This is a genomic window from Roseateles sp. 22389 (assembly GCF_052044995.1).
GTDB lineage: Bacteria > Pseudomonadota > Gammaproteobacteria > Burkholderiales > Burkholderiaceae_C > Roseateles.
On the sequence record NZ_JBQEOF010000024.1, the window covers coordinates 21,789 to 40,187 of the forward strand.

Sequence of the window (18,399 nt, forward strand, 5' to 3'; positions counted from 1 at the left end):
AAGTGGGCAGAGTGTCGTCCAGCTTCAGCGATCGCGCAGCGGTCGTTCTCGAAGCAGGCGGCGATTGGCCTCGCGCTCCTCCGCTTCCCGCTGCCGCGCGATCCGGTCGCCTTCCGCGGGATCGGCCGCGCTGTGGACGGCCTCGGCGCGGCGGCGGGCGTCGGGGCCGCCGGTCAGGCTGCTCTGGGCGTCGACCGCCTGCTTGCTGACGGTCCAGTCCGCGGCGCTGTACTTGCCCTGGCCCTTCTGGCATTGGCGCGCCCGGCGGATCTCGTCCTGGACGAAGCGTTTCGCCTCGGGGCTCAGCGAGATCGAACTCGCCTTGGTCTCCATGCCGGCGATGTCCCGGTCGGAGGGGCAGACGTTGGCGGGAGCGACCGGTGCGACCGGCGCCGCCGATGGCGTCGCGGTCGCGGCTTGCTGCTCCGCGGCGGCCGCCTTGGCGCGCTCGATCGCGGCGCGGTCCGCCGAGGTGTCGATCACATTGCTCTGCAGCGACCGCGACTTCATCGCTTCGCCCTTGGCCGGGCAGGGCTGGTCCGAGTACTGGACCTTGCCGTCGATGGTGCATTTCCAGACTTGGGCCTGGGCGGTGGTGATGGCGCCGGCGAAGCACAGCAACGCGGTGGCGATCAGACGGAACTTCGGCATGACGTGTCTCCCTGGACCCGGTCGAACGCACCAGCGGCTGCCAGGTTGACGCACTGTAAAGGGGACAGCGAAGCTCATGTGCTGTCGCGAGGGTGGCCCCGGGCGATCCGGGTGCCCGGTGCGACCGCGGAAAGCGCCTGGCACTCGGCATGTCCCTTGTTCCGGCGCATTTGAGCCCTGCTCATGGCAGGCCGGTAGGCGATCGCTTGAAGCGGGCCCGGCGCGTCGCTAGCGTTCGCACAACTGCGGGAGATCGCGATGACTTGTCGACAGGCTTGGGTGGTGGGCCTGCTCTGGTTGAGCAGCAACGTGTTCGCCGATTCACTGGTGACGGGACAGGTGTCGTTCGACGCGCAAAGCGGCCTCTACACCTACACGTACACGCTCGACGCGGCTGACCTGCCGTCGCCCGACTTCATCGAGTTCGCGGTGGTCGCTTCCCACAGTGGCGATCCGCGCCTGCCCTTGCCGCCCTCCTATGGCAGCAACACCGGTTGGCGTCTCGAGATCGCTTCCGGCGGCTGGTTCCAGGACGACATCAATGTCAACGGCACCTTCTACATGTGGAAGGGGCTGACGCCGGTGCAGGGCGTGCCGCAGCTGGAGTTCTGGTTCACCTCCACCGAGGCGCCCGACACCTCGGGCCAGAACAACTACTTCATCTGGACCGCCACGACCTACGGCCCGCAGAACTTGCCGCTCGACTTCGGTCGGGTGGTCGGCCCCAACATCGACTACGTGGCGCCCCCACCCGTGCCGGAGCCCGCGACGGCGGTGCTGATGGCGCTGGGGCTGCTTGGGGTCGGCTGGGCGAGGCGGCGCGCCGGTTGATGCGCCGCCGGCCAGGCTGCACCGCGGAGAAAGAAAAAGCCCCGACATCTTGCGATGCGGGGCTTCAGTTTGGCTCCTCGACCTGGGCTCGAACCAGGGACCTACGGATTAACAGTCCAGCTTCCGGCCCGTGCTCGTCCTCCGTAAGTCCAAGATCCTCAAGGCGGCCCGCCGATGTCGAGGTCTCCCTATGGCGATTACCGACCTAAATCCGAGCCAAGCATAGATGCCGGCAACGGTTAAATATCAAAAACCTAATAAAAATCAATTGGTTGGCGGCCATTATGTCGAGCGGAAGACGAGGTCGGCGGCTCTCGTTGGTAGCACATCAAAGGGCATCGATCCTGTCTCGATCCGCTCAGCGTGGATCCTCCAGAGGAAGCTCGCAGCTGAACGACACGGATGAGATGGACGAGCGGTTGTAGTACGGCTCTTGGAACGTTGTATGAATGGAGACAAGCTTGCCAGCTTGCGCCATCGCCAACACAAAGTCGAACTCCCGTTGTGAGACGTTGATGACGCCATCGAACGAAGGCCGCATCCCGATCCATACGCCGATCGACGCGGCGGTCCCTATGTTCACCTGCGGTTCTTTCTCTGGGTATAGGCGCAAGACGAAGGACGTGATCGAGCGGATTGGGTCAGTGAACTCACCCTTGATGTTCAAACACATGAGCATTCGGCGGCTGCTGACGCCTTGACACCTGTCCCCGTGGACAAACATGTAGGGGTCCCAACCCTGCACGAGACCGTCGCGAGACACCAATGCTTGGCGGACTACCTTGGCCCTGGCCTTCCGTTTTCTCGGAGCGGATTTCAGGCTCATGTCACCCACCTCGTGTCATAGCCGCGAACGCATCAAGCGCCGCGACTTCCGCTTGCATAGGGTGCTCGTACTCGCCCCTTATAGGAAGGCGGACCGCTGGACCTATCGGCGTGGGTGGTCGTAGCACTAGTACCGCAACATAGCGCCCAGAAGGGTTGCGTTCGACCTCGACCTCGACGTCTGCGTCCCATTCGTCATCCATCTGAGGTGCCCCGCTGACCTGATCCTCAATGAGAGCATCATTCTGCACCTGGAGGCCTCTCAACAGCTTCGGTCTTAACTCGTCTCACGGACACGGCGCAAGCAAGGGAAGCGAGGTCATCTCCCGACGCCTCGTTCGAGCCTCATGTACACCATGCCAGGGCCAGAGCATGGTGTTCAGACCTGATCCCAGCTTACCTGCTACACCGCCACTTGCTGATTGGATCGTTGAACGATCACCGAGGCGGTGTCAGCGGCTGCCAATAGAGTCTTCGACGAAAGATGGCTATACCGCATCGTCACCTTGGGATCGCTATGACCAAGGATCTGTTGGACCTCATATAGGGTGCGGCCGCTGGAGACCAACAAGGACGCGTAGGCATGACGCAGATCATGGATGCGGAGACGGGGCAGTTCTGCCTTCGTTCGCAGACGCTCCCATACCTTCATGATCGTCGTATACGGTCGGCGAGTCTGACGATTGACAAACAGGTGCTCGAACTCACCCTCGGTGCCCAACTGGTCCAAGATGTGTAGAGCGCTTTCGTTCAGCGGCACTGAGCGCATGCGTTTGGACTTCGAGTTGATGGCCAGGATTCGCCACACACGCTGACCACGATCGATGTGGCGCCAGGTTGCCTGCAGTGCCTCATTCAGTCGGCAGCCGGTACTCAGCAGGAACATCGCAATCAGACAGACCGAGCGGTTCTCATCCGATCGCAACACTGTCAGCAGACGGTGCAACTCATCGGCGGTCAGGTAGTTTTCCAGTCGGTTGTCCTCGTTGAAGAGTTCGATCCCGCTGATGGGATTGGCTTCTAGGTAGCTCCATTGCACGGCTAGGTTCAGCATGCGTCGGAGGAGCTTCACGTGGTGATCCGCGCTGGCCTTACTGAGGCCTTGGGCTGGCAGCGCTGAATGAAAGCCCTGAACTGACTTGCGGGTCAACTGGTTCAACTTCAGTGAGCCGAATGCTGGTGCGATGCGGAGACGAAACAGCTCTTCATCGCGGCGCCAGGAGCGCTTGTGACGCTTGGCGTGTGGCAGGTAGTCGTCCTTGTAGAACGCGGACAGCAAGGGCACCTCACGGTGAGCCTTCGCTTGCGCAGCAGGGCTGATGCCTTGCGAGACTTCGAGTTTCAGTCGCTTTGCTTGCTTGCGAGCGTCGACAAGGCTGACGTCCACCGTGCGGCCAATTTTCTTGTGGCAGGTCTTGCCTGAGGAATCCTTGTAGCGCAGATAGAAGGTGCCTCGGCCAGGAGTGGCTTTGGTGACCGACACATAGAGACCGGGAACTTCCGAGTCGCAGTACTCGGTCTTGGCCTTGTTGGGCAAGCATGTGAGAGAGTTCGCGAGGAAGTCGCAGGAGAGTTTTTGAACTGGCATAGGCTTTCGTGGTTGTGGAAGACATAGCTCCGCCCACGACGGTTCGAGACCATCGTCAGGATGAAGCTGCGAGGAACAGGAGGAGGGCGCTCCGATGAGCGCTAAGAGTCGTGTGGGGGCGTACCGCTTGGCGGCATCGCTGGACCTAGGCGTTGAGGATCAAGAGCAACGACGCGGCGGGGCGCCGGGGGAGGGGTTGCTACTGCACCCCCAAAGCCAAATGCAATTGACTTTGAGAGGCAGTGTTTTCGCTACCCCTCCTACCCCCTTGTCCCTAAACCGTTGATTCGGCTCAGAACTGCGGTGGCGCGCCGGGGGTAGCGGCCGGAGGCGCGGGGGTGGCTGGCACGCGTGATGCGATCTTGCCCACGGCGATGATGGGGAACTCCCATACGTTACTGCCGTGGACGCGCTTCTCCGAACCCACAAGCTGCCGAAGGATTTCCGCGCACTCCTTCGCCTGCTTATTCGTCGGGGACTCGAACCCGAGTTCAAGCAGAACCTTTGTCGCGGTCAGCTTCTTGGTCGTCTGCGTGACGAGAGGGGCGCTTTTGACTTCGTCCAGATGATGGCGGATGGACTCTCTCAGGACGCTCACGCTTAGATGCTGGAGGTTCTGTGTGTTCAGCTCCAGCTCTTCTTCGGAGGTCAACCACCATTGCTCGTTGCTATCGACGAGCAGCTTCAGTTGAGCGAACAACTGCTGCATGTCTACGTCGTGGTTGCAGTCGAGAGCCTTGACGGGCAGCGTCCACCAGCGTGAGTTCCCAGTGTTGTCCACCAGAAAGCTGGTCTCGTTCACCGTGGCACAGAAGACGGTTCGACGCTCATAGTTGGAATCGGACCGGGCGTATGGCCGACGGACCTTGTCGCGTTCTCCAGTTAAAAAGCCTTTGAGGCGGGCGATGTCTTTCCGGAATGAGCTGTCCAACTCTCCAATCTCCACGATCCAATGGCTGACGGCGGCGATGATCGAGTCCTTGTTGTTGGGATCTAAATGATGGTCAATCTTGAGAACCGACGAACGTAGCGGGTCTGGAATCAGGCGGCGAATCCAGCTTGTCTTGCCAATGCTTTGCGCGCCCTGCAACGTGAGCACGCCACGAGCGTGGAAGCCTGTTGCTAGGACCGCCGCGGCTGTAGCGCTCAGCAGCCAACGATAGATGAGCGCATCTCGAAGGTGTAGAGGAAACTCATCGATGACGGTAACGGTGCGGTAGAACTCGGGCAGCCGGTCGTGTCCATCCCATGGCTTACTTTCGATCCAATCGAGGACGGGGTTGTAGCTATTCCGACCGGCAATCGCGTCAAGGAACAAAGCGACGTTCTGCGTGTTTAGGCCATTGGCTGCGGCTAAACTGGTTATCTCTGCCAGCGCAATGTTCTCGACGTTGTCTGGGTTGAGCGCGCAGCCTGGAATCTCATAGACCATGCACTTGGAGATCACGTCGTAGCGAATCGTGACCCCGTACTGCTCGAGCACATACTCCAGATTCGGGATCGTCGTTGGCGGCTTACCGCCAAGCGGATTGCGATCAGGGAACTTGAAGGGGTCTACGAGCTCTGACTTGCCGAGTGTTGCCCGAGCGGTGGTCGTTGGCGCAAGTTGCCCTCGGCCGAGCTGACCGGAGGAGATGGAAGCGGTAGAGGGTGGGTGGGTGGGAAGCATGGTGGCTCTCTGAAGCTCTGAATGGACTGATCCCATGAAGAATCAGGACTTAGCACTTGCTAAAGGATTCAGAGGCCAAAGGCGCTTGCCGGCCCGTGGAGGCAACTAATGGCCCTAGGGCAGGGCCACCTCACTATCGACGTTGCATCGATGAGCACGCAGTGTACGACGATCAGCGAATTCGTGCACGGAGGCTCACGCCGTCGCCAACGACATCGATGGGACGCGGAGCACGACCGATCTCGCTATGCGGTGAAAAAAATAGCTCACGATGCTCAGCCTCCCCTCCCTATCGCGGCGGCACACGACCCCTCTCCGACTAGCGGATGGAGGCCAGCGTGACGCTGCGATGGGGAGAGGTGCTGTGAGCAAGTTTGATGCGCGAATGAGATCGAGAGCTCAACGCCAGGAGAAGTTGTCGCTATCCAGCGCCACACCTGCCAGCATGGACGCCTGATTCGAGATGGTCAGGGGCAACAACTCAGCTGGCAGATCCCAGTCGAGGACAGTGTCAGCGGCGGCGGTCAGGCAGTCTTGGAAGGTCATGATGGAAGTCCTTTAGCGAAAGAGATGAAGGCGGGTCAAAACTGGTGAAAATTCGCCGGGCGAGGCGCGGAACGCTGTCGCACGAGGTCGGCATTCGGTCGGCATTGACGGAGGCTCGCGCCAGCATCAAAGAACCGCCTGTCGCGGCAACTACTTAGTGAGGCAACGAGGCGGGCACCTGCGGACTAGGTATCCAGTTCACGCCGAGCGGCTTTCGATGCCGTACCACCCTTGCGCTTCCCAGCGCGTCGATGGCCTTCGGGCCGCGCATCGACTCCGAGCGAGATATCCGACTCGATGAGCGCTTGCACCTCGGCCACGACCGCCTGGAGATCGGCCAGCTCGTAGTTGCGAGGGCTGCTTTCCATTGGCTTGACCACGCCCAGGTGCTTGAGGCACGCCATGAGAAATCCTCCGGTATTCACCGACCGACCCTCAAACAATGGTTGCAGCGAGTAGAAGGTCTGAGCCTCGCCGGGTTTGAGAAGCTCAAGGATCCTTGCAAAGCGCACCCACTCTTGGCTATAGAACCCGGACCCACTGCTCTCAGTGATGCGCAGCTGTACATCTCCGTCCGGCGTGCATCCCACCTGATAGACGAGGTTGGAACGGCCCGAGAGCGTCCCGCAGCTTGCAGCTCTCAGTACTCGCAGTCCGTCCTGATCTTTTTCGGTAGTCATTAAATATCTCCTGTATTGATTGATGAGTGATCACGAAGGAAATTGGCCCTTCAAATAAGATGCTGAATTTCTCGCGTCAATATTTATGTCCAGCACTTGAGGAGCGCTTCTGGATGGTTGCTAATCAAATCCAAAAGGGCCAAACACTCCGCAAGCTCTCGCTCAATATTTGCGTCAAACTCCATGACGGCAGCTCGCTCTTCCCAAGCTTCGAGGAGTGCGGGCGTTAGCTTTGATACAAGTTTGGTGACGATTGGATTGAGGCTGTGCATGGGCTATATGAATTAAATGGGCGAAAAAAAGCCACCCGAAGGTGGCATTGACGTTTTCTTCTGCGTGCTTTCATAAGTCCTGCCGCTTGCTAAGACTGGGTTCTACATATCTCGCACACATATCCAGTAAGTCGGTCAAGTGCGGAGCAGACTTGGGGACGACTACCAGTAGGCCGGAGCCGTCCTCGCCAAGGACATAGCTCAATTCAAACCAATTCGGATGCTCAACGAGCGAATCCCATGAAGGTGTGGACACAGCGTCGCTAACGGTCTTTGAAGTGAATCGATTCCTCAAGATTGAAAAGCCGATTGCAGCATCGACCGTATCGATCCCGTCGTGCAACTCGATGATCAGGAATGTGACCAAGTCGCCAATCTCGTCTACATATGCCGAGAATTCCTCAGCGCGAAGTTGGAGTAACGCATTGAGCTCCAGATCTTGGCTGGAGGCCAAGAAGGAGTGCAGAGCAGCAGAATCCCCTAATCTATGCATCGATGATCCTTTCCAGAATAAAAAATGCGCCCGAGGATTTCTCCTGGGGCGCCGTATGTATCGGGCAGTGCTGGTCGTCGCTACTCTTCTCCTGTTGGACTGCTTAAGTCGATGAGAAGCTAACAACCGTTTGAAATTCGCTCGGCAAGGGTTCCTTTTAGTGGATAGTGATTAGAGATCCATATTGATATTTCTGTTCCGGACGGTATTGGCTGTAGCTCAACGACTGCAGCCATGCCAACCTCGCTTCTCGCGCGTATTTCCTTTGTGCCAGGCGTGCTTGGCTCCTCTGAAGGAAACGCATGGAACGAGGCAATTCGATTCTCAATATTGAGCATCACGCACTTTGCAGCTTTATCGATCGAGGTACTGCTGCTAAATTTCCGGGGCGTTGTTCCTTTTGTGTCCGCATAGGTAGACTGAAGAAACGATGCTGGAGTAATGGACGTACAGCCTGTCAAGCCGAAGGCCAGGGCGATCCAAGTAAAAGCTCTAAGTTTCATTTTCTCCCTCAAGTGTTGGTTGATTCAAGCGTCCGGAGATGCCCAGTACATTAGTAATGCGACTAAGCCCACGAAGAATAATATGTTCGCAATGATGATCGCGAAGATTCGAATGTTTAGAAGAATTATTCCTAGAGCGCCGTGCCACATCTCACTCAACAATAGTCCGATCCACACACGAATCTTTGCGTAGATGCCGCGCCGCTTGCTGAGTAGATAGTCGATGCGCTTCATGATTTGCTCATACTCCTTATCGGCGGGGGAGAGCTGCTTAAGCTCCTCGAACAGGCGATCGATCTCTGCAAAGTTCTTTTGATGGTCCTTGGTTATTGCTCGGTATGCCGAGTAGTTTCGGCGCGCTTCGGCAGCGGTTCTGATCGCCCCCAATTGCTGGAAATCTGCGTAACTCACATCCTTTCGCTTGTTAGTTTTTTTCTGCGTAGTGGCCTCCGATTGGTGGGGTTGAAGTGTCTTCTTACGGATGGGTGGCTGCGCCGCATGAGTAGGGTGAAATCAGCCCCGATGTTACGACTAACGTAACGACACTCGCGAGCGTAGTTACGAGACTCGAAACATGTCTCGTGGCTCAAGCACCTCTGTCGTCGGACGCCGAATGCGCGCCCGGAGGGAAGAGCTTGGGTGGTCTCAGGAGAAGGTCGGCGTGGACATCGGGATCGATGAATCCAGCAGTAGAGCCCGCATCAGCCGCTACGAATCCGGTGTGCACGAGCCGCCGGTGCAGACTGCCCGTGCGATAGCTGCCGCCCTGGCAGTGCCGCTGCCCTATCTTTATTGCGAAGAGGATGAGATGGCCGCGCTTTTACTGGCATTGCACCAGCTGCGGCAGGATGATCGGAAGGCACAGATCGCTCAGTTCAATCAGGCCTTGGCCGAGATGCTTCGCTGAGCGCTTGGTGTCGGCGACGTACTAAGAGAGTCCCTTTCGGACTCATTCGCCGCCAAGAGCCTGCTTCGGTCGTGAAGGTTGAATTGACGTCACTCGCCAAGGAGCGCCAATTGAATGCCGTTGGGGGCAGACGGCAGCTCGGTGATTGGAATGCCGCGAACTTTGGCTATATCGGCAACTACTTGAGTGATGTGATGAGTGGTGTTCAGTTGCCGCCAGGTCGACGCATTACCGCTGCCGTCCGTAACTCCCATCGCCGCATCTTCAATATATGCATCGGCCTCGGAGAATGCTCGACCAGAAAAATCCCCGCTGTTTACAATGCGGCGGAAGACGTCTCTCATTGAGTCATGGGTGCTTCCTTCGGCGCGCCCCCTAACAATCAACCATTTGGAGCCGCTCGCATAACGGCAATGAGGGATTGGCTTTGCGCGCTGATTCTTGAACTCAAACTTTGCGCTGTCGGCGGCGAAATCTCCGAACGCCATGTGATCGGCAGTCGTCGGGTCAAAGTGGACCGCTTCACGCCAAGCGAGCCATTCGCTTCTTAGATGACTTACTGTTTCACCCGGCTCCGCAGGGTTCTTCTCAGGATAGTTTGTGCCTTGGAACGTAATGAGTTGCCAATCTCCAAACTCTTGAAGTTGTTCCAATGCGCCTCGAATAATCGGCGCTACCAGCATGTGGTCTGACAAATCCGCATCAGAAAAGTCGGCAAAGACGGCGCATTTTTGTGCAGTGATGCCAATCTTTGCAAGTGCGGACGACACTCTCTGTCTTAGTTGGGGGTCGGTCATTTCGCCCGACTGTATACGCAAACCAAGGTGTAGGGACTGCTTTTTGGACAGCGCATTCTCAAGAATCACGGCATCAATCGATTCCAGATCCGAGAGTGTCACTAATGGAGCTGCAATAACTTCGCGGCTTTGCGTGCGATGGAATATTTGGGGCAGCCATTCGCCGACTTTCTCGAAGCCATGCTCCTTGAACAGCGCTCGAACATCAATCAGAACTGGCCGACGAGTCCAATACTTCGAGACGATCCCCCCCACATCTGGAACTGCCTCTCCAATTGGAAATAGCGCCTCTTGGCCTTCGCTCTCTCGATCATGAACAGGGGGAATGACCAGGATCGGTAACACGCAGGCCGCGACATCAGGCCGGAGCGCCCTAAGTCCTTCCAGTTCGCCCATTTTCATGCGCAACGTAGGAAGATAAATAGGCTTATTCTGCTTGCTCATTTGAAACCTCTGGATAAAAGAGTTTTCGGACAGTGTTGCGGCCAATCTTGTCTGAGAATATTGCGTAGTTGTTTCGCTCGAATCGAATGCGGCCATAAATGATGGCTGAGGCAATGCCAAGCTGTTTCGCAAAGTTTTCTATTGGAGGGGAAGATTTGGCAATGCGGGCAGGGGATTTAGTCCAAAGTTCGTTCGGAATCAAAAGATCTGAAGCAAATTTGTTGGCTTCCTCTTCAAATTCATCGATCTCCGTATGCTCAATATCATCGAAAAAGCCGGATGCTAGTCCTGTTCTGTAGTGAAGTATGACATGCGCTACTTCATGCAGTAGAGTAAACCAGAAGTTGTCGAGAGCGTCCCTTCTCAGGGTAAGGCCAATAACCGGAACTCCGTCTACAAGGAAGGCTGCGCCATCCACCTCCATTCCGGGTATGTTTCGTTCGATAATCAGGACGATGCCGTTTGAGCCGAGTAACTGCTGCGCCTTTATAGGACCATCTGGACTTCGGCTGAGCTTGGCGAGATCCTTTAGCCATCCCAAATCAAGCGGGCGATAAACCAGACGTTCAGATTCAATGATGGACTCTGCACGTCGCGTTACCTGCGCCTTCCAAGATAGAAGGACCCAATCTTCCGAATGATTCCTTACATTAATCCCGGTACGCAATAGAGACGGGGTCCCATAACGGCCGACGTGTTCTGATACATGACGGATCAAGCGCTTGATGCCGTTCTCGTCCGAGTCGGGCTCTTCAAGCCATCCGTTCTCCCGCGCATGTTTCAGGACCTTCTGTGCCTCGGAGGTATTGAGGTCTACCGAAGGGATCCAACGAGCAACCTCGCGTGACAAAAATTGTGGCGTCAAGCTGAGTGACAGCGCTCGGGCGACCTTCATGTAGTTGGTCAGGTTGATGCTCCGATATCGCTCGGCTTCCCAACGTTGGATCGCCTGCTCCTGGAGACCAAGCTTCCTCGCCAAGTCCTTCTGCTTCCAGTTCTGGGCAAGGCGAGCAGCAATGAGAAGGTCTCCTAGATCGTCGCCGGCGAGCTGTTGCAGTAGCTCAACGTCGCCTTCCTGAGCACGTCGGTAAGCCTCCAGCTTCTTGACGAGTTCGCGCCGTTCGGTCGCCAAAGATCTCCTGATACCTTCGATTGCTAGTTCGGGCAGCCCTTCGATCACCGAACGAAGAGTCTGTTCGGACGACAAGGCAGCATTGATCCTGTCGATCTCTTGCTGAAGTTCCCGCGCTTGGCGGTCGGTGGAGATGATTGCACTTGAAGACACAGCGTCATTGTACACAACAAAGATGTTGTGTAGAGCAGGGCAGCTAGCTATGGGTTCTCAATGGTGCTTGCAAGCCGACTGAAGGGGGTCTAGATCAGGCTGACACATCCGCTAACATGTGTCACTAGGGAGGGGAGCTGTGGCGACAATACAAAACTACGCGACGGAAATCGGCGTGAAGCAGCTTGTGCATTTCACGCGAGAAAGCAACCTTGCGTCGATCTTGCGACGGGGCTTGATCACGCGGGATAGCTTGGCCCTTGAAGGGTTCAACGACTTTAACGACCAGGTCCGAGCGGACTACACCAGCGCTGTGTGTGTCTCTATCGGCTTTCCGAACTACAAGATGTGGTACGGCATCAAGCGCGACAACCCAGGCGTTGATTGGGTGATCTTGGTGATACATCCTTCCGCATTATGGGAATTGGACTGCGCGTTCTGCGCAGCCAATGCAGCACTTGGCGCAATCTCATCAATTCCGATAGGGCAACGAAAGTCTCACCAGGCTTTCCGCGCCATGTACGAGGACGTGCCCGGGAAGGAGCGCGCCAAACTTGATATTCCCGCCTCTTGGCCGACCAATCCGCAGGCGGAAGTGTTAATGCTACAGGGTGTACCTAGAAACTATATCGCTGGAGTTATTGTGCTGAATAATTCCCAGGGACAGCGAATTCAAAGCCTTTACCCGGAGCTCCAAGTTTGGGTGCATGCAGGTTATTTTCGATATCGTAAAGACTACGCGTACTGGAAGGCTGGCGCTTGAAGTGGCAAATAGACCTATATTTTCTCCATCGACTAGCGGGCGATTGCTTGTTTCCACCCGCCATGTCGAGTTTGAATGGTTTCCGGGTATGGCCAAAAGTCAGGCGCAGAAATCTATAGTGGCCTTACATCGAGCAGCCAGAGAGAGGTTGGGGCTGGGTGAGGTGCTTGAAATATCCAGTAAATCCCTGAATCCATTGGGCGTATCGCTGAGTGCCTTTAATTTGACCATCCGAACCCCCAAGGGGCGGGAATACAGTGTTGAATGTGCCTATCAGTCGGCGAAGGTCTTTGAGAGAGGGGGGCCGTTTAAGGATCTGCGAGAAATGCGCTCGATCGATGCGAAGCGCGATTCGCGACTCAATGAGCATGGGCGTCTCATCAAGTTCTCGATCTACGGAACGGAATGGGAGCTCGAGCCACGCACAGCTTTCTACGATTGGCTATACATCAACGCTTTACACAAACGCCCGGATTTGGCGGAGCAAGTGTTGGCCTATTCGGCCTTCTCCGATATCGCTTTTAATCCGGAGCGTTCCATCAACTGCCAAGCCTACGCGGCAGCACTCTATGTTTCGCTCCATGAGCGTGGGCTCCTGATCTCGGAAATACTCGGAAGTAAGGACGCGTATTTAGAGGCGATCCAGACCGGCGCGGTGAGTAATGCCCACGAGGACACAGAGGCCCAAAGCCGTCTAGATGGGATGGGTTAGTTTCTCAGTGTAGTGCCTCAGTTATTCAACTGGAAGTTGCAATGCAGTTTCAGATTATTCCTGGATTCCTGATATTTTTAGGGTCTTATCTGCCGCTTGCAATCATCCTCGCGGTGCAAGATATTCCGTCTCTTTGGTGGGCGCGCCCGGTGTGCACATTCAATGAAGCGTCGGCAGGTGTATGTGATTTCAATCCCTTCGCAAACGCTTCTCTGTCGTTAACGTTCTTGTCAGTAACCGGCGGCGCTGTCCTGTTGGCTTGGTCTTCTCTAAAGAAGATTTCTTACCCATTTACGGTCGAAGTCCGCCGCTTTAAGGCGATTCCCAATGAGGTCATCAATTACACATTCCCTTACGTGGTTTCGTTTATGGGAATATCGTACAGCGATCCTCAGAAGCTTTTAGGGTTTGGTGTTTTTCTACTGTGGATGTTTGCAATTACATACAAGTCCGGTCAGATTCTGATGAATCCGTTGCTGTTGATCTTTGGGTGGCGTTTGTACGAGGTCACAATTGTTATTAATGGCCTGGAGCGCGACGTTCGGGTGCTCGGGTCTGGCTTGATAAGTAATGGTCTAGTTTCTGCGCAGACAATTCAGGACTTTTACGTGTTCAAGGGATAACTAATGCAGCAAATCTTTGAGACGTTTCGAGCCTTCGACTTCGCGACGAGCGCAATCCACCTTTGGGTCTTCAAGAGAAGCACGACGAATGAAAGGTTCACGGCACGGTATGCGCAGACGGACGCGGCCCTGAACGATTTGCTGCGCGATGTTGTTAAGCGTGAGATGGGGCGTATAACTGAGTTTGCGAACTACACGCATTTGGCTCAGACGAATGAGGGTAGCTGCCTCGCTACGACCGTCGCTGGCGGCGACTTTGAGTACCTGAAGGCCGTCATTGATCGCCCCGAGCCTGACTGGCGAGTGAGGAATATCAAAGATCTCAAGAATGCGAGTGGGTACGTGGTTAAGTTTACGAATAATGGTCAAACAGTATATGCAGTTAAGAAGTCCGCTTCCAATTGGAAAACCTCGTACCTGAAAACGCACATAAACATTGTTTTCAGCAATGGTGAGCTTTCTGCCGCTGAGGATAATGGATTCGCGATTGACCGTACGTTCGATTTCTACGCATACGATACGGCCGTTTTTATTGCTAGTAAATCGGCCTTTGAAGCTGCGATGGGGCACCGAGTATCGTATTCCCAGGCTTTTGCGATGTTGCAGCAAACCGCAGCCTTCTCCGGACTCTTTACCGATATCCAGCCGATCGTGAGTTATGTTGGCACGAATGCTATCCAGCTAAGGCGGATCGCGCGGATTGAGGAGAAGGGCCTGTTTCTAAAGCCAGGCTTTCTTATCGCGCTTCAGGCTGTCAGCGGGCGGAGGGGTTGGGGGCTGAACTTCGATATACCGAGTGGACGCCTTGTCCCCTGTGCCCAAACGGCCAGAACCATCATGCAGGTTTTGCTCGACCACCGCTTGCTGAGTGAGGTTACTGACACAATCTACGACGTGCCTGACGCAACGCAGGTCTGACCACAGTCTGCTTATTGCTTGGCAGTTGATGGTGATGGGGTAGAGGCAATAACTGGGGCAGCTTGCTCGAATTCGTCTGGCCGGTGAAAAAGAAAAAGCCCCCCACACCTTGCGATGTTGGGGGCTTCAATTTTGGCTCCTCGACCTGGGCTCGAACCAGGGACCTACGGATTAACAGTCCGGCGCTCTACCGACTGAGCTATCGAGGAAAAGTCTGCTCAGATCCTATCGATCTGAATTCTTTGGCCAGGGTCTTCGGTCGGACTCTGGCTGAAAAAGAACGAAGGTCCGAAGACCTTCGTCATCTGATCTTGGCTCCCCGACCTGGGCTCGAACCAGGGACCTACGGATTAACAGTCCGGCGCTCTACCGACTGAGCTATCGGGGATCAGAGCCTAAGAGTATACACAGAAAAATCAGAAGCTCACAAGACCCACTCCACCGACGCACGCCAGGTGCGATTGGCGAGCGGGTACAGGTAGACGTGGCCGTACTGGTACGGAGACTCGCGCCACGCCCGGCGGTCGGTCACGTTGTCCACGCCGACGCGCCAGATCAGCTGCTGCCGACCGATGTTCTGCTCGTAGCGCGCGCCCAGGTCCAGCCGCGTCCAGCTCGGGATGGCCAGCGAGTTGTCCGGCAGCACCATGCGCTTGCCCTCGTACACGACGCCCGCCTGCAGCTCCAGGCCCGGCAGCCCGACGCCCTGGCGCGCCTGCAGCTTCAGCACCGTCTCCGGCACGTTGGTCGGCTTCAGGCCGTTGAGCGTCGCGTCCTCGCTGCGCTCGCGGCGCGCGCGCAGCTTCATCGCGCTGGCCATCAGACCACCGTTCGTCCACTTCAGATCCGCTTGCGCTTCCACGCCGCGATGGTTCTGCTCGCCGTCGATGCGGGTCTCGAGCATGTCCAGGCCGTTCACCGTGACCGCGACGTCACGCGTCGCGGGCTTGCTGACGTCGAAGTAGTTGATCGACCAGTCCACCGTCCGGCTGCCCGACTTCAGACCGATCTCCCACTGCCTGCTGCGCAGCGCCGGCAGCACCGCCGTGCGGTTCGCATAGACCGGCAGGTTGGGCACGACTGCCGATTCAATGCCCTGGCCCCAACTCGCGTAGGCCAGCAGCTGCGCGTTGATCGCGTAGCTCACACCGAGCCACGGCGTCGTGAACGACTGCGCGTACGGATTCGGCGTGCCGACCTGGCCAGCCTCCGGGCCCACCGCGACGCTGTCGCGCTTGAGCCGCGTGTGACGCACGCCGAGCCAGCCTTGCCAGCGCTCGCTGAACTGCATCGCGTCGCGCAGGTAGACCTCGGCGCTGCGCTCGGTGCGGTTGGTGTTGGTGCCGGTGAGCGTCGGATCGGCCGTCGTCGGCAGCGTGCCCCAGATGTTGCCAGTGCCCGCCCAGTTGTAGGCCTGGCCCTGCAGCCGGCTCTTGTAGCGCGAGAACAGCACGCCCGTCGTCAACTCGTGCGTGATGCCGGCCGTGTTGAGCCGGCCCTGCGCCGAGAGGTCGAGCGCGTCGCTGTTGCGGTGCTCGTTCTCGCTGCGGAAGTCGTACTGGTCGAAGGTGCCGTCTGGGCAGTAGGTGCTCGGGTAATAAGTGCCGTCGCCGGCGGTGCAGCCGAAGGGGTAGGCGAGGCGGTCATCGGTGACCAGCCGCTGGATCGCGGCATGCGCCTGCAGCTTCCAGTCGGCATTCAATTGGTGCTGCACGCGCAGGGAAGCGGTGCGGCCCTCGAAGACGACCGGCAGGCTCCACGATTGATTGTTCAGGTTGGTGCGCGGATCGATGGACTTCGCGTCGGGCAGGCGGTCGCCGAGCAGGCTGAAGCCGGGCTGGCTGGGCTGGGACTGGCGGGAGATCTCGACCTCGGCCTCGACCAGCGTGTCGCGCGTGACGCGCCAGTCGCCGGCGACGGCCATCATCCAGCGATGGCCGTCGGCGTCGCGCAATTCGGGCCGGAGTTTGGCGGCCTGCAGATTGACGCGCAGGCCGAAGGCCTTGTCGTTGCCGTGGCCGTCGCTGAAGCGGCGGCTCCAGTCCATCGCCGATTCGAGGGTGCCGCGCTCGCTGACGCCGAGCGTCACGCTGGTGAGCTCGGTCGTCGGCCGCTTCACGACGAGGTTCACGAGGCCGCCGGGGGCGCTGGTTCCCGCCTGGATGCCGCTCGTGCCCTTGAGCACCTCCAGGCTGCTCTTGTTCGCGAGGGGCAGGGCGGTCTCGGCGTTGATCGGCAGGCCGTCGCGACGGAAGTTGAAGCGGTTGTCGAGGTCGTAGCCGCGGATCTTCAGGTAGGAGACATACCCGGCGGAGTTGTACGAGTCGCCCACGCTGGCATCCAGCAGCGTCAGGCCGGCCAGGCTGGTGAGGCCGCGGTCGGTGAGCTGCTCGGCGCTGACGATGCTGGCCTGCATCGGTAGCTTGGCGACCGGCGTGTCGCCGAAGCCGCCGACGGTGGCGGGCGCCTCGGCCGAGCCCTTGATGACGACGCTGGGCAGCGCCGGCGCGGCCGTCTGCGCGGCGGCGTGGAAGGACAGGCCGCCGGCCGCGAGCGCGAAGGCGAGGCGGCGGAGCGGGAATGGAGTCAAGCGAGACGAAGTTGCCATCGATGTGCCGGAGCCAGAAACGCGATGGCAGGTCGGCAAACCAGCACGCCGATGAGAAGGCGGCGTGCGAGGACACGAGGCGTGTCGAAGGCATGCTTCCCTGCGCGAGGATTACCTCAAGTCTCCTGAAGGAGACTTTGACGCGCGCCTTGCGGCACGCGCCAACAGGTTCAAAGGGACTTTCTCAGCCGGCCCCTGACGCATCGTCCGGACCAGCACCCCTAGCGAGGCCCGCCGGACGGGCCGGCGAGCGGGTGGGATTCTAGCGGGAGGCGCCGCGGCGCCGGGCCTGCCACCCGGGGATGTCACAACACGCCTTGCCATCTCGTCTTGCCAGTGTGGCCAGCCGATGTGCGTTGGCCCACGCCTCAATCCTGGAAGGACAGTGACATGAACGTGACGATCATCGGAGGCAGTGGCCTCATCGGCCGGAAGCTCGGCCCCCTGCTGGAACGCGCCGGTCATCGCGTGGTCCTGGCGTCGCCCTCGCAAGGCGTCAACACCTTGACCGGCGAGGGCCTGGCCCAGGCCGTGGCCGGCGCGGACGTGGTGGTGGACGTCAGCAACTCCCCCTCGTTCGAAGCCCAGGCGGTGCTGCAGTTCTTCCAGACCTCGACGACGAACCTGCTCGCCGCCGAGGCGTCGGCGGGCGTCCGCCACCACGTGGCCCTGTCGGTCGTCGGGGCCGACCGGCTCGCCGACAACGGCTACATGCGTGCCAAGGTCGCCCAGGAGGCGCTGATCCAGGAGGGCCGGGTGCCCTACACGATTGTGCGAGCCACCCAGTTCTTCGAGTTCCTGACCGCGATCGCCGGGGACGGCGCCGAAGGCGACGGCGGCGCGCGCGTGTCGTCGGCGCTGTTCCAGCCCATGGCGGCCGCGGACGTGGCGGCGGGCCTCGCGGACGTCGTGTCGCGGGCGCCGCGCAACGCCATCGTGGAGATCGGCGGGCCGCAGCGGCTGCCGATGAGCCGGGCGGTGCAGCGGGCGCTCGAGGCCCACGGCGATGCGCGCCGCGTCGTCCCGGATGCCCAGGCGCCGTACTTCGGCTCGGTGCTGGACGACGCCTCGCTGGTCGCGGGCGCGGACGCGCAACTCGGCGCGACGAGCCTCGAGGCCTGGCTCGCCAATATCGCCCGCGCGGGCGACCGCTGAACCGGAACGCGGGAGCGCGGGAGCGCAGGAATGCGGGGGGCGCGGCCCTGCGCCGGGTCGCCGTCCGCCCGCGGCACCGGCCCGTTCAACGGCCCCATCCGCAGTTCAGGACACGCCCGTCCCCGTCCC

The 18,399-nt window shown here is 58.6% G+C and carries 19 protein-coding genes and 2 tRNA genes; 8 read left to right on the plus strand and 13 right to left on the minus strand.

Features of this window, described 5'->3' with window-relative positions; all coding sequences use genetic code 11:
- Positions 1–24 precede the first annotated feature (24 nt).
- Positions 25–651 (minus strand): hypothetical protein, encoded by a 627-nt coding sequence (locus ACTJKJ_RS24070; RefSeq protein ID WP_440822566.1) that lies wholly within the window; start codon positions 649–651, stop codon positions 25–27.
- 258 nt (positions 652–909) lie between these two features.
- On the opposite strand from ACTJKJ_RS24070, the gene ACTJKJ_RS24075 reads away from it, so the two are divergent.
- Complete coding sequence (locus ACTJKJ_RS24075; RefSeq protein WP_440822568.1) at positions 910–1,482, plus strand: PEP-CTERM sorting domain-containing protein; 573 nt, start codon at positions 910–912, stop codon at positions 1,480–1,482.
- Positions 1,483–1,840: 358 nt separating this feature from the next.
- Here ACTJKJ_RS24075 and ACTJKJ_RS24080 read toward each other — a convergent pair whose 3' ends face one another.
- From ACTJKJ_RS24080 to ACTJKJ_RS24100, 5 genes are all read right to left on the minus strand, one after another.
- A complete protein-coding gene (locus ACTJKJ_RS24080) occupies positions 1,841–2,308 on the minus strand; it encodes a hypothetical protein (protein ID WP_297384761.1) in 468 nt (155 codons plus the stop codon).
- Between the two features lie 402 nt (positions 2,309–2,710).
- Positions 2,711–3,895, minus strand: a complete 1,185-nt coding sequence (locus ACTJKJ_RS24085) for a tyrosine-type recombinase/integrase (protein ID WP_297384762.1) — start codon at positions 3,893–3,895, stop codon at positions 2,711–2,713.
- A 292-nt stretch (positions 3,896–4,187) separates the two neighbouring features.
- Positions 4,188–5,564 (minus strand): VapE domain-containing protein, encoded by a 1,377-nt coding sequence (locus ACTJKJ_RS24090; protein WP_297384764.1) that lies wholly within the window; start codon positions 5,562–5,564, stop codon positions 4,188–4,190.
- Between the two features lie 399 nt (positions 5,565–5,963).
- Positions 5,964–6,110 (minus strand): hypothetical protein, encoded by a 147-nt coding sequence (locus tag ACTJKJ_RS24095; protein ID WP_297384766.1) that lies wholly within the window; start codon positions 6,108–6,110, stop codon positions 5,964–5,966.
- Positions 6,111–6,295: 185 nt separating this feature from the next.
- Positions 6,296–6,790 carry a hypothetical protein gene (locus ACTJKJ_RS24100; protein ID WP_297384767.1) on the minus strand — a complete coding sequence of 165 codons (495 nt, stop codon included), beginning with the start codon at positions 6,788–6,790 and terminating at the stop codon, positions 6,296–6,298.
- A 26-nt stretch (positions 6,791–6,816) separates the two neighbouring features.
- On the opposite strand from ACTJKJ_RS24100, the gene ACTJKJ_RS24105 reads away from it, so the two are divergent.
- Positions 6,817–7,020 (plus strand): hypothetical protein, encoded by a 204-nt coding sequence (locus ACTJKJ_RS24105; protein WP_297384769.1) that lies wholly within the window; start codon positions 6,817–6,819, stop codon positions 7,018–7,020.
- Between the two features lie 112 nt (positions 7,021–7,132).
- On the opposite strand, the gene ACTJKJ_RS24110 is transcribed toward ACTJKJ_RS24105, so the two are convergent.
- Complete coding sequence (locus ACTJKJ_RS24110) at positions 7,133–7,555, minus strand: hypothetical protein (RefSeq protein ID WP_297384772.1); 423 nt, start codon at positions 7,553–7,555, stop codon at positions 7,133–7,135.
- A 527-nt stretch (positions 7,556–8,082) separates the two neighbouring features.
- Entirely contained in the window at positions 8,083–8,469 is a 387-nt protein-coding gene (locus ACTJKJ_RS24115; protein WP_297384774.1) for a hypothetical protein, read from the minus strand.
- 202 nt (positions 8,470–8,671) lie between these two features.
- Here ACTJKJ_RS24115 and ACTJKJ_RS24120 point away from each other — a divergent pair, with 202 nt between their 5' ends.
- The gene (locus ACTJKJ_RS24120) at positions 8,672–8,965 is read left to right on the plus strand and encodes a helix-turn-helix domain-containing protein (RefSeq protein WP_297384776.1); all 294 of its coding nucleotides are present in this window, start codon (positions 8,672–8,674) and stop codon (positions 8,963–8,965) included.
- An 89-nt stretch (positions 8,966–9,054) separates the two neighbouring features.
- Here ACTJKJ_RS24120 and ACTJKJ_RS24125 read toward each other — a convergent pair whose 3' ends face one another.
- Positions 9,055–10,206, minus strand: a complete 1,152-nt coding sequence (locus tag ACTJKJ_RS24125; protein ID WP_297384778.1) for a beta family protein — start codon at positions 10,204–10,206, stop codon at positions 9,055–9,057.
- Positions 10,190–11,491, minus strand: coding sequence for a helix-turn-helix domain-containing protein (locus ACTJKJ_RS24130; protein ID WP_440822573.1), 1,302 nt, complete (start codon positions 11,489–11,491; stop codon positions 10,190–10,192). The genes ACTJKJ_RS24125 and ACTJKJ_RS24130 overlap by 17 nt, the downstream gene beginning before the upstream one ends.
- 175 nt (positions 11,492–11,666) lie before the next feature.
- On the opposite strand from ACTJKJ_RS24130, the gene ACTJKJ_RS24135 reads away from it, so the two are divergent.
- The 4 genes from ACTJKJ_RS24135 to ACTJKJ_RS24150 are packed head-to-tail and all read left to right on the plus strand — an operon-like array spanning position 11,667 to position 14,507.
- Positions 11,667–12,254 (plus strand): DarT ssDNA thymidine ADP-ribosyltransferase family protein, encoded by a 588-nt coding sequence (locus ACTJKJ_RS24135; RefSeq protein ID WP_297384782.1) that lies wholly within the window; start codon positions 11,667–11,669, stop codon positions 12,252–12,254.
- Positions 12,199–12,966, plus strand: coding sequence for a DarT1-associated NADAR antitoxin family protein (locus ACTJKJ_RS24140; protein ID WP_440822575.1), 768 nt, complete (start codon positions 12,199–12,201; stop codon positions 12,964–12,966). Before ACTJKJ_RS24135 ends, ACTJKJ_RS24140 begins: the two co-directional genes overlap by 56 nt.
- A 41-nt stretch (positions 12,967–13,007) precedes the next feature.
- The gene (locus ACTJKJ_RS24145; RefSeq protein ID WP_297384785.1) at positions 13,008–13,589 is read left to right on the plus strand and encodes a hypothetical protein; all 582 of its coding nucleotides are present in this window, start codon (positions 13,008–13,010) and stop codon (positions 13,587–13,589) included.
- A 3-nt stretch (positions 13,590–13,592) separates the two neighbouring features.
- Entirely contained in the window at positions 13,593–14,507 is a 915-nt protein-coding gene (locus tag ACTJKJ_RS24150) for a DUF4868 domain-containing protein (RefSeq protein WP_297384787.1), read from the plus strand.
- A 133-nt stretch (positions 14,508–14,640) separates the two neighbouring features.
- On the opposite strand, the gene ACTJKJ_RS24155 is transcribed toward ACTJKJ_RS24150, so the two are convergent.
- The 3 genes from ACTJKJ_RS24155 to ACTJKJ_RS24165 form a co-directional block, all read right to left on the minus strand.
- Positions 14,641–14,716: transfer RNA gene (locus ACTJKJ_RS24155), tRNA-Asn, on the minus strand.
- A gap of 103 nt (positions 14,717–14,819) precedes the next feature.
- Positions 14,820–14,895, minus strand: a tRNA-Asn gene (locus tag ACTJKJ_RS24160).
- Positions 14,896–14,931: 36 nt separating this feature from the next.
- The gene (locus ACTJKJ_RS24165; RefSeq protein ID WP_440822578.1) at positions 14,932–17,097 is read right to left on the minus strand and encodes a TonB-dependent siderophore receptor; all 2,166 of its coding nucleotides are present in this window, start codon (positions 17,095–17,097) and stop codon (positions 14,932–14,934) included.
- A 408-nt stretch (positions 17,098–17,505) separates the two neighbouring features.
- Between ACTJKJ_RS24165 and ACTJKJ_RS24170 the strand changes: the two genes are divergently transcribed.
- Positions 17,506–18,270, plus strand: a complete 765-nt coding sequence (locus ACTJKJ_RS24170) for an SDR family oxidoreductase (protein WP_440822580.1) — start codon at positions 17,506–17,508, stop codon at positions 18,268–18,270.
- Positions 18,271–18,399 lie beyond the last annotated feature (129 nt).

Bases quoted from the DNA above. Each gene is read 5' to 3' on its own strand.
- ACTJKJ_RS24070 (WP_440822566.1), bottom strand. From the start codon at position 651: ATGCCGAAGTTCCGTCTGATCGCCACCGCGTTGCTGTGCTTCGCCGGC.
- ACTJKJ_RS24075 (WP_440822568.1), top strand. From the start codon at position 910: ATGACTTGTCGACAGGCTTGGGTGGTGGGCCTGCTCTGGTTGAGCAGC.
- ACTJKJ_RS24080 (WP_297384761.1), bottom strand. From the start codon at position 2,308: ATGAGCCTGAAATCCGCTCCGAGAAAACGGAAGGCCAGGGCCAAGGTA.
- ACTJKJ_RS24085 (WP_297384762.1), bottom strand. From the start codon at position 3,895: ATGCCAGTTCAAAAACTCTCCTGCGACTTCCTCGCGAACTCTCTCACA.
- ACTJKJ_RS24090 (WP_297384764.1), bottom strand. From the start codon at position 5,564: ATGCTTCCCACCCACCCACCCTCTACCGCTTCCATCTCCTCCGGTCAG.
- ACTJKJ_RS24095 (WP_297384766.1), bottom strand. From the start codon at position 6,110: ATGACCTTCCAAGACTGCCTGACCGCCGCCGCTGACACTGTCCTCGAC.
- ACTJKJ_RS24100 (WP_297384767.1), bottom strand. From the start codon at position 6,790: ATGACTACCGAAAAAGATCAGGACGGACTGCGAGTACTGAGAGCTGCA.
- ACTJKJ_RS24110 (WP_297384772.1), bottom strand. From the start codon at position 7,555: ATGCATAGATTAGGGGATTCTGCTGCTCTGCACTCCTTCTTGGCCTCC.
- ACTJKJ_RS24120 (WP_297384776.1), top strand. From the start codon at position 8,672: ATGCGCGCCCGGAGGGAAGAGCTTGGGTGGTCTCAGGAGAAGGTCGGC.
- ACTJKJ_RS24125 (WP_297384778.1), bottom strand. From the start codon at position 10,206: ATGAGCAAGCAGAATAAGCCTATTTATCTTCCTACGTTGCGCATGAAA.
- ACTJKJ_RS24140 (WP_440822575.1), top strand. From the start codon at position 12,199: ATGCAGGTTATTTTCGATATCGTAAAGACTACGCGTACTGGAAGGCTG.
- ACTJKJ_RS24145 (WP_297384785.1), top strand. From the start codon at position 13,008: ATGCAGTTTCAGATTATTCCTGGATTCCTGATATTTTTAGGGTCTTAT.
- ACTJKJ_RS24150 (WP_297384787.1), top strand. From the start codon at position 13,593: ATGCAGCAAATCTTTGAGACGTTTCGAGCCTTCGACTTCGCGACGAGC.
- ACTJKJ_RS24170 (WP_440822580.1), top strand. From the start codon at position 17,506: ATGAACGTGACGATCATCGGAGGCAGTGGCCTCATCGGCCGGAAGCTC.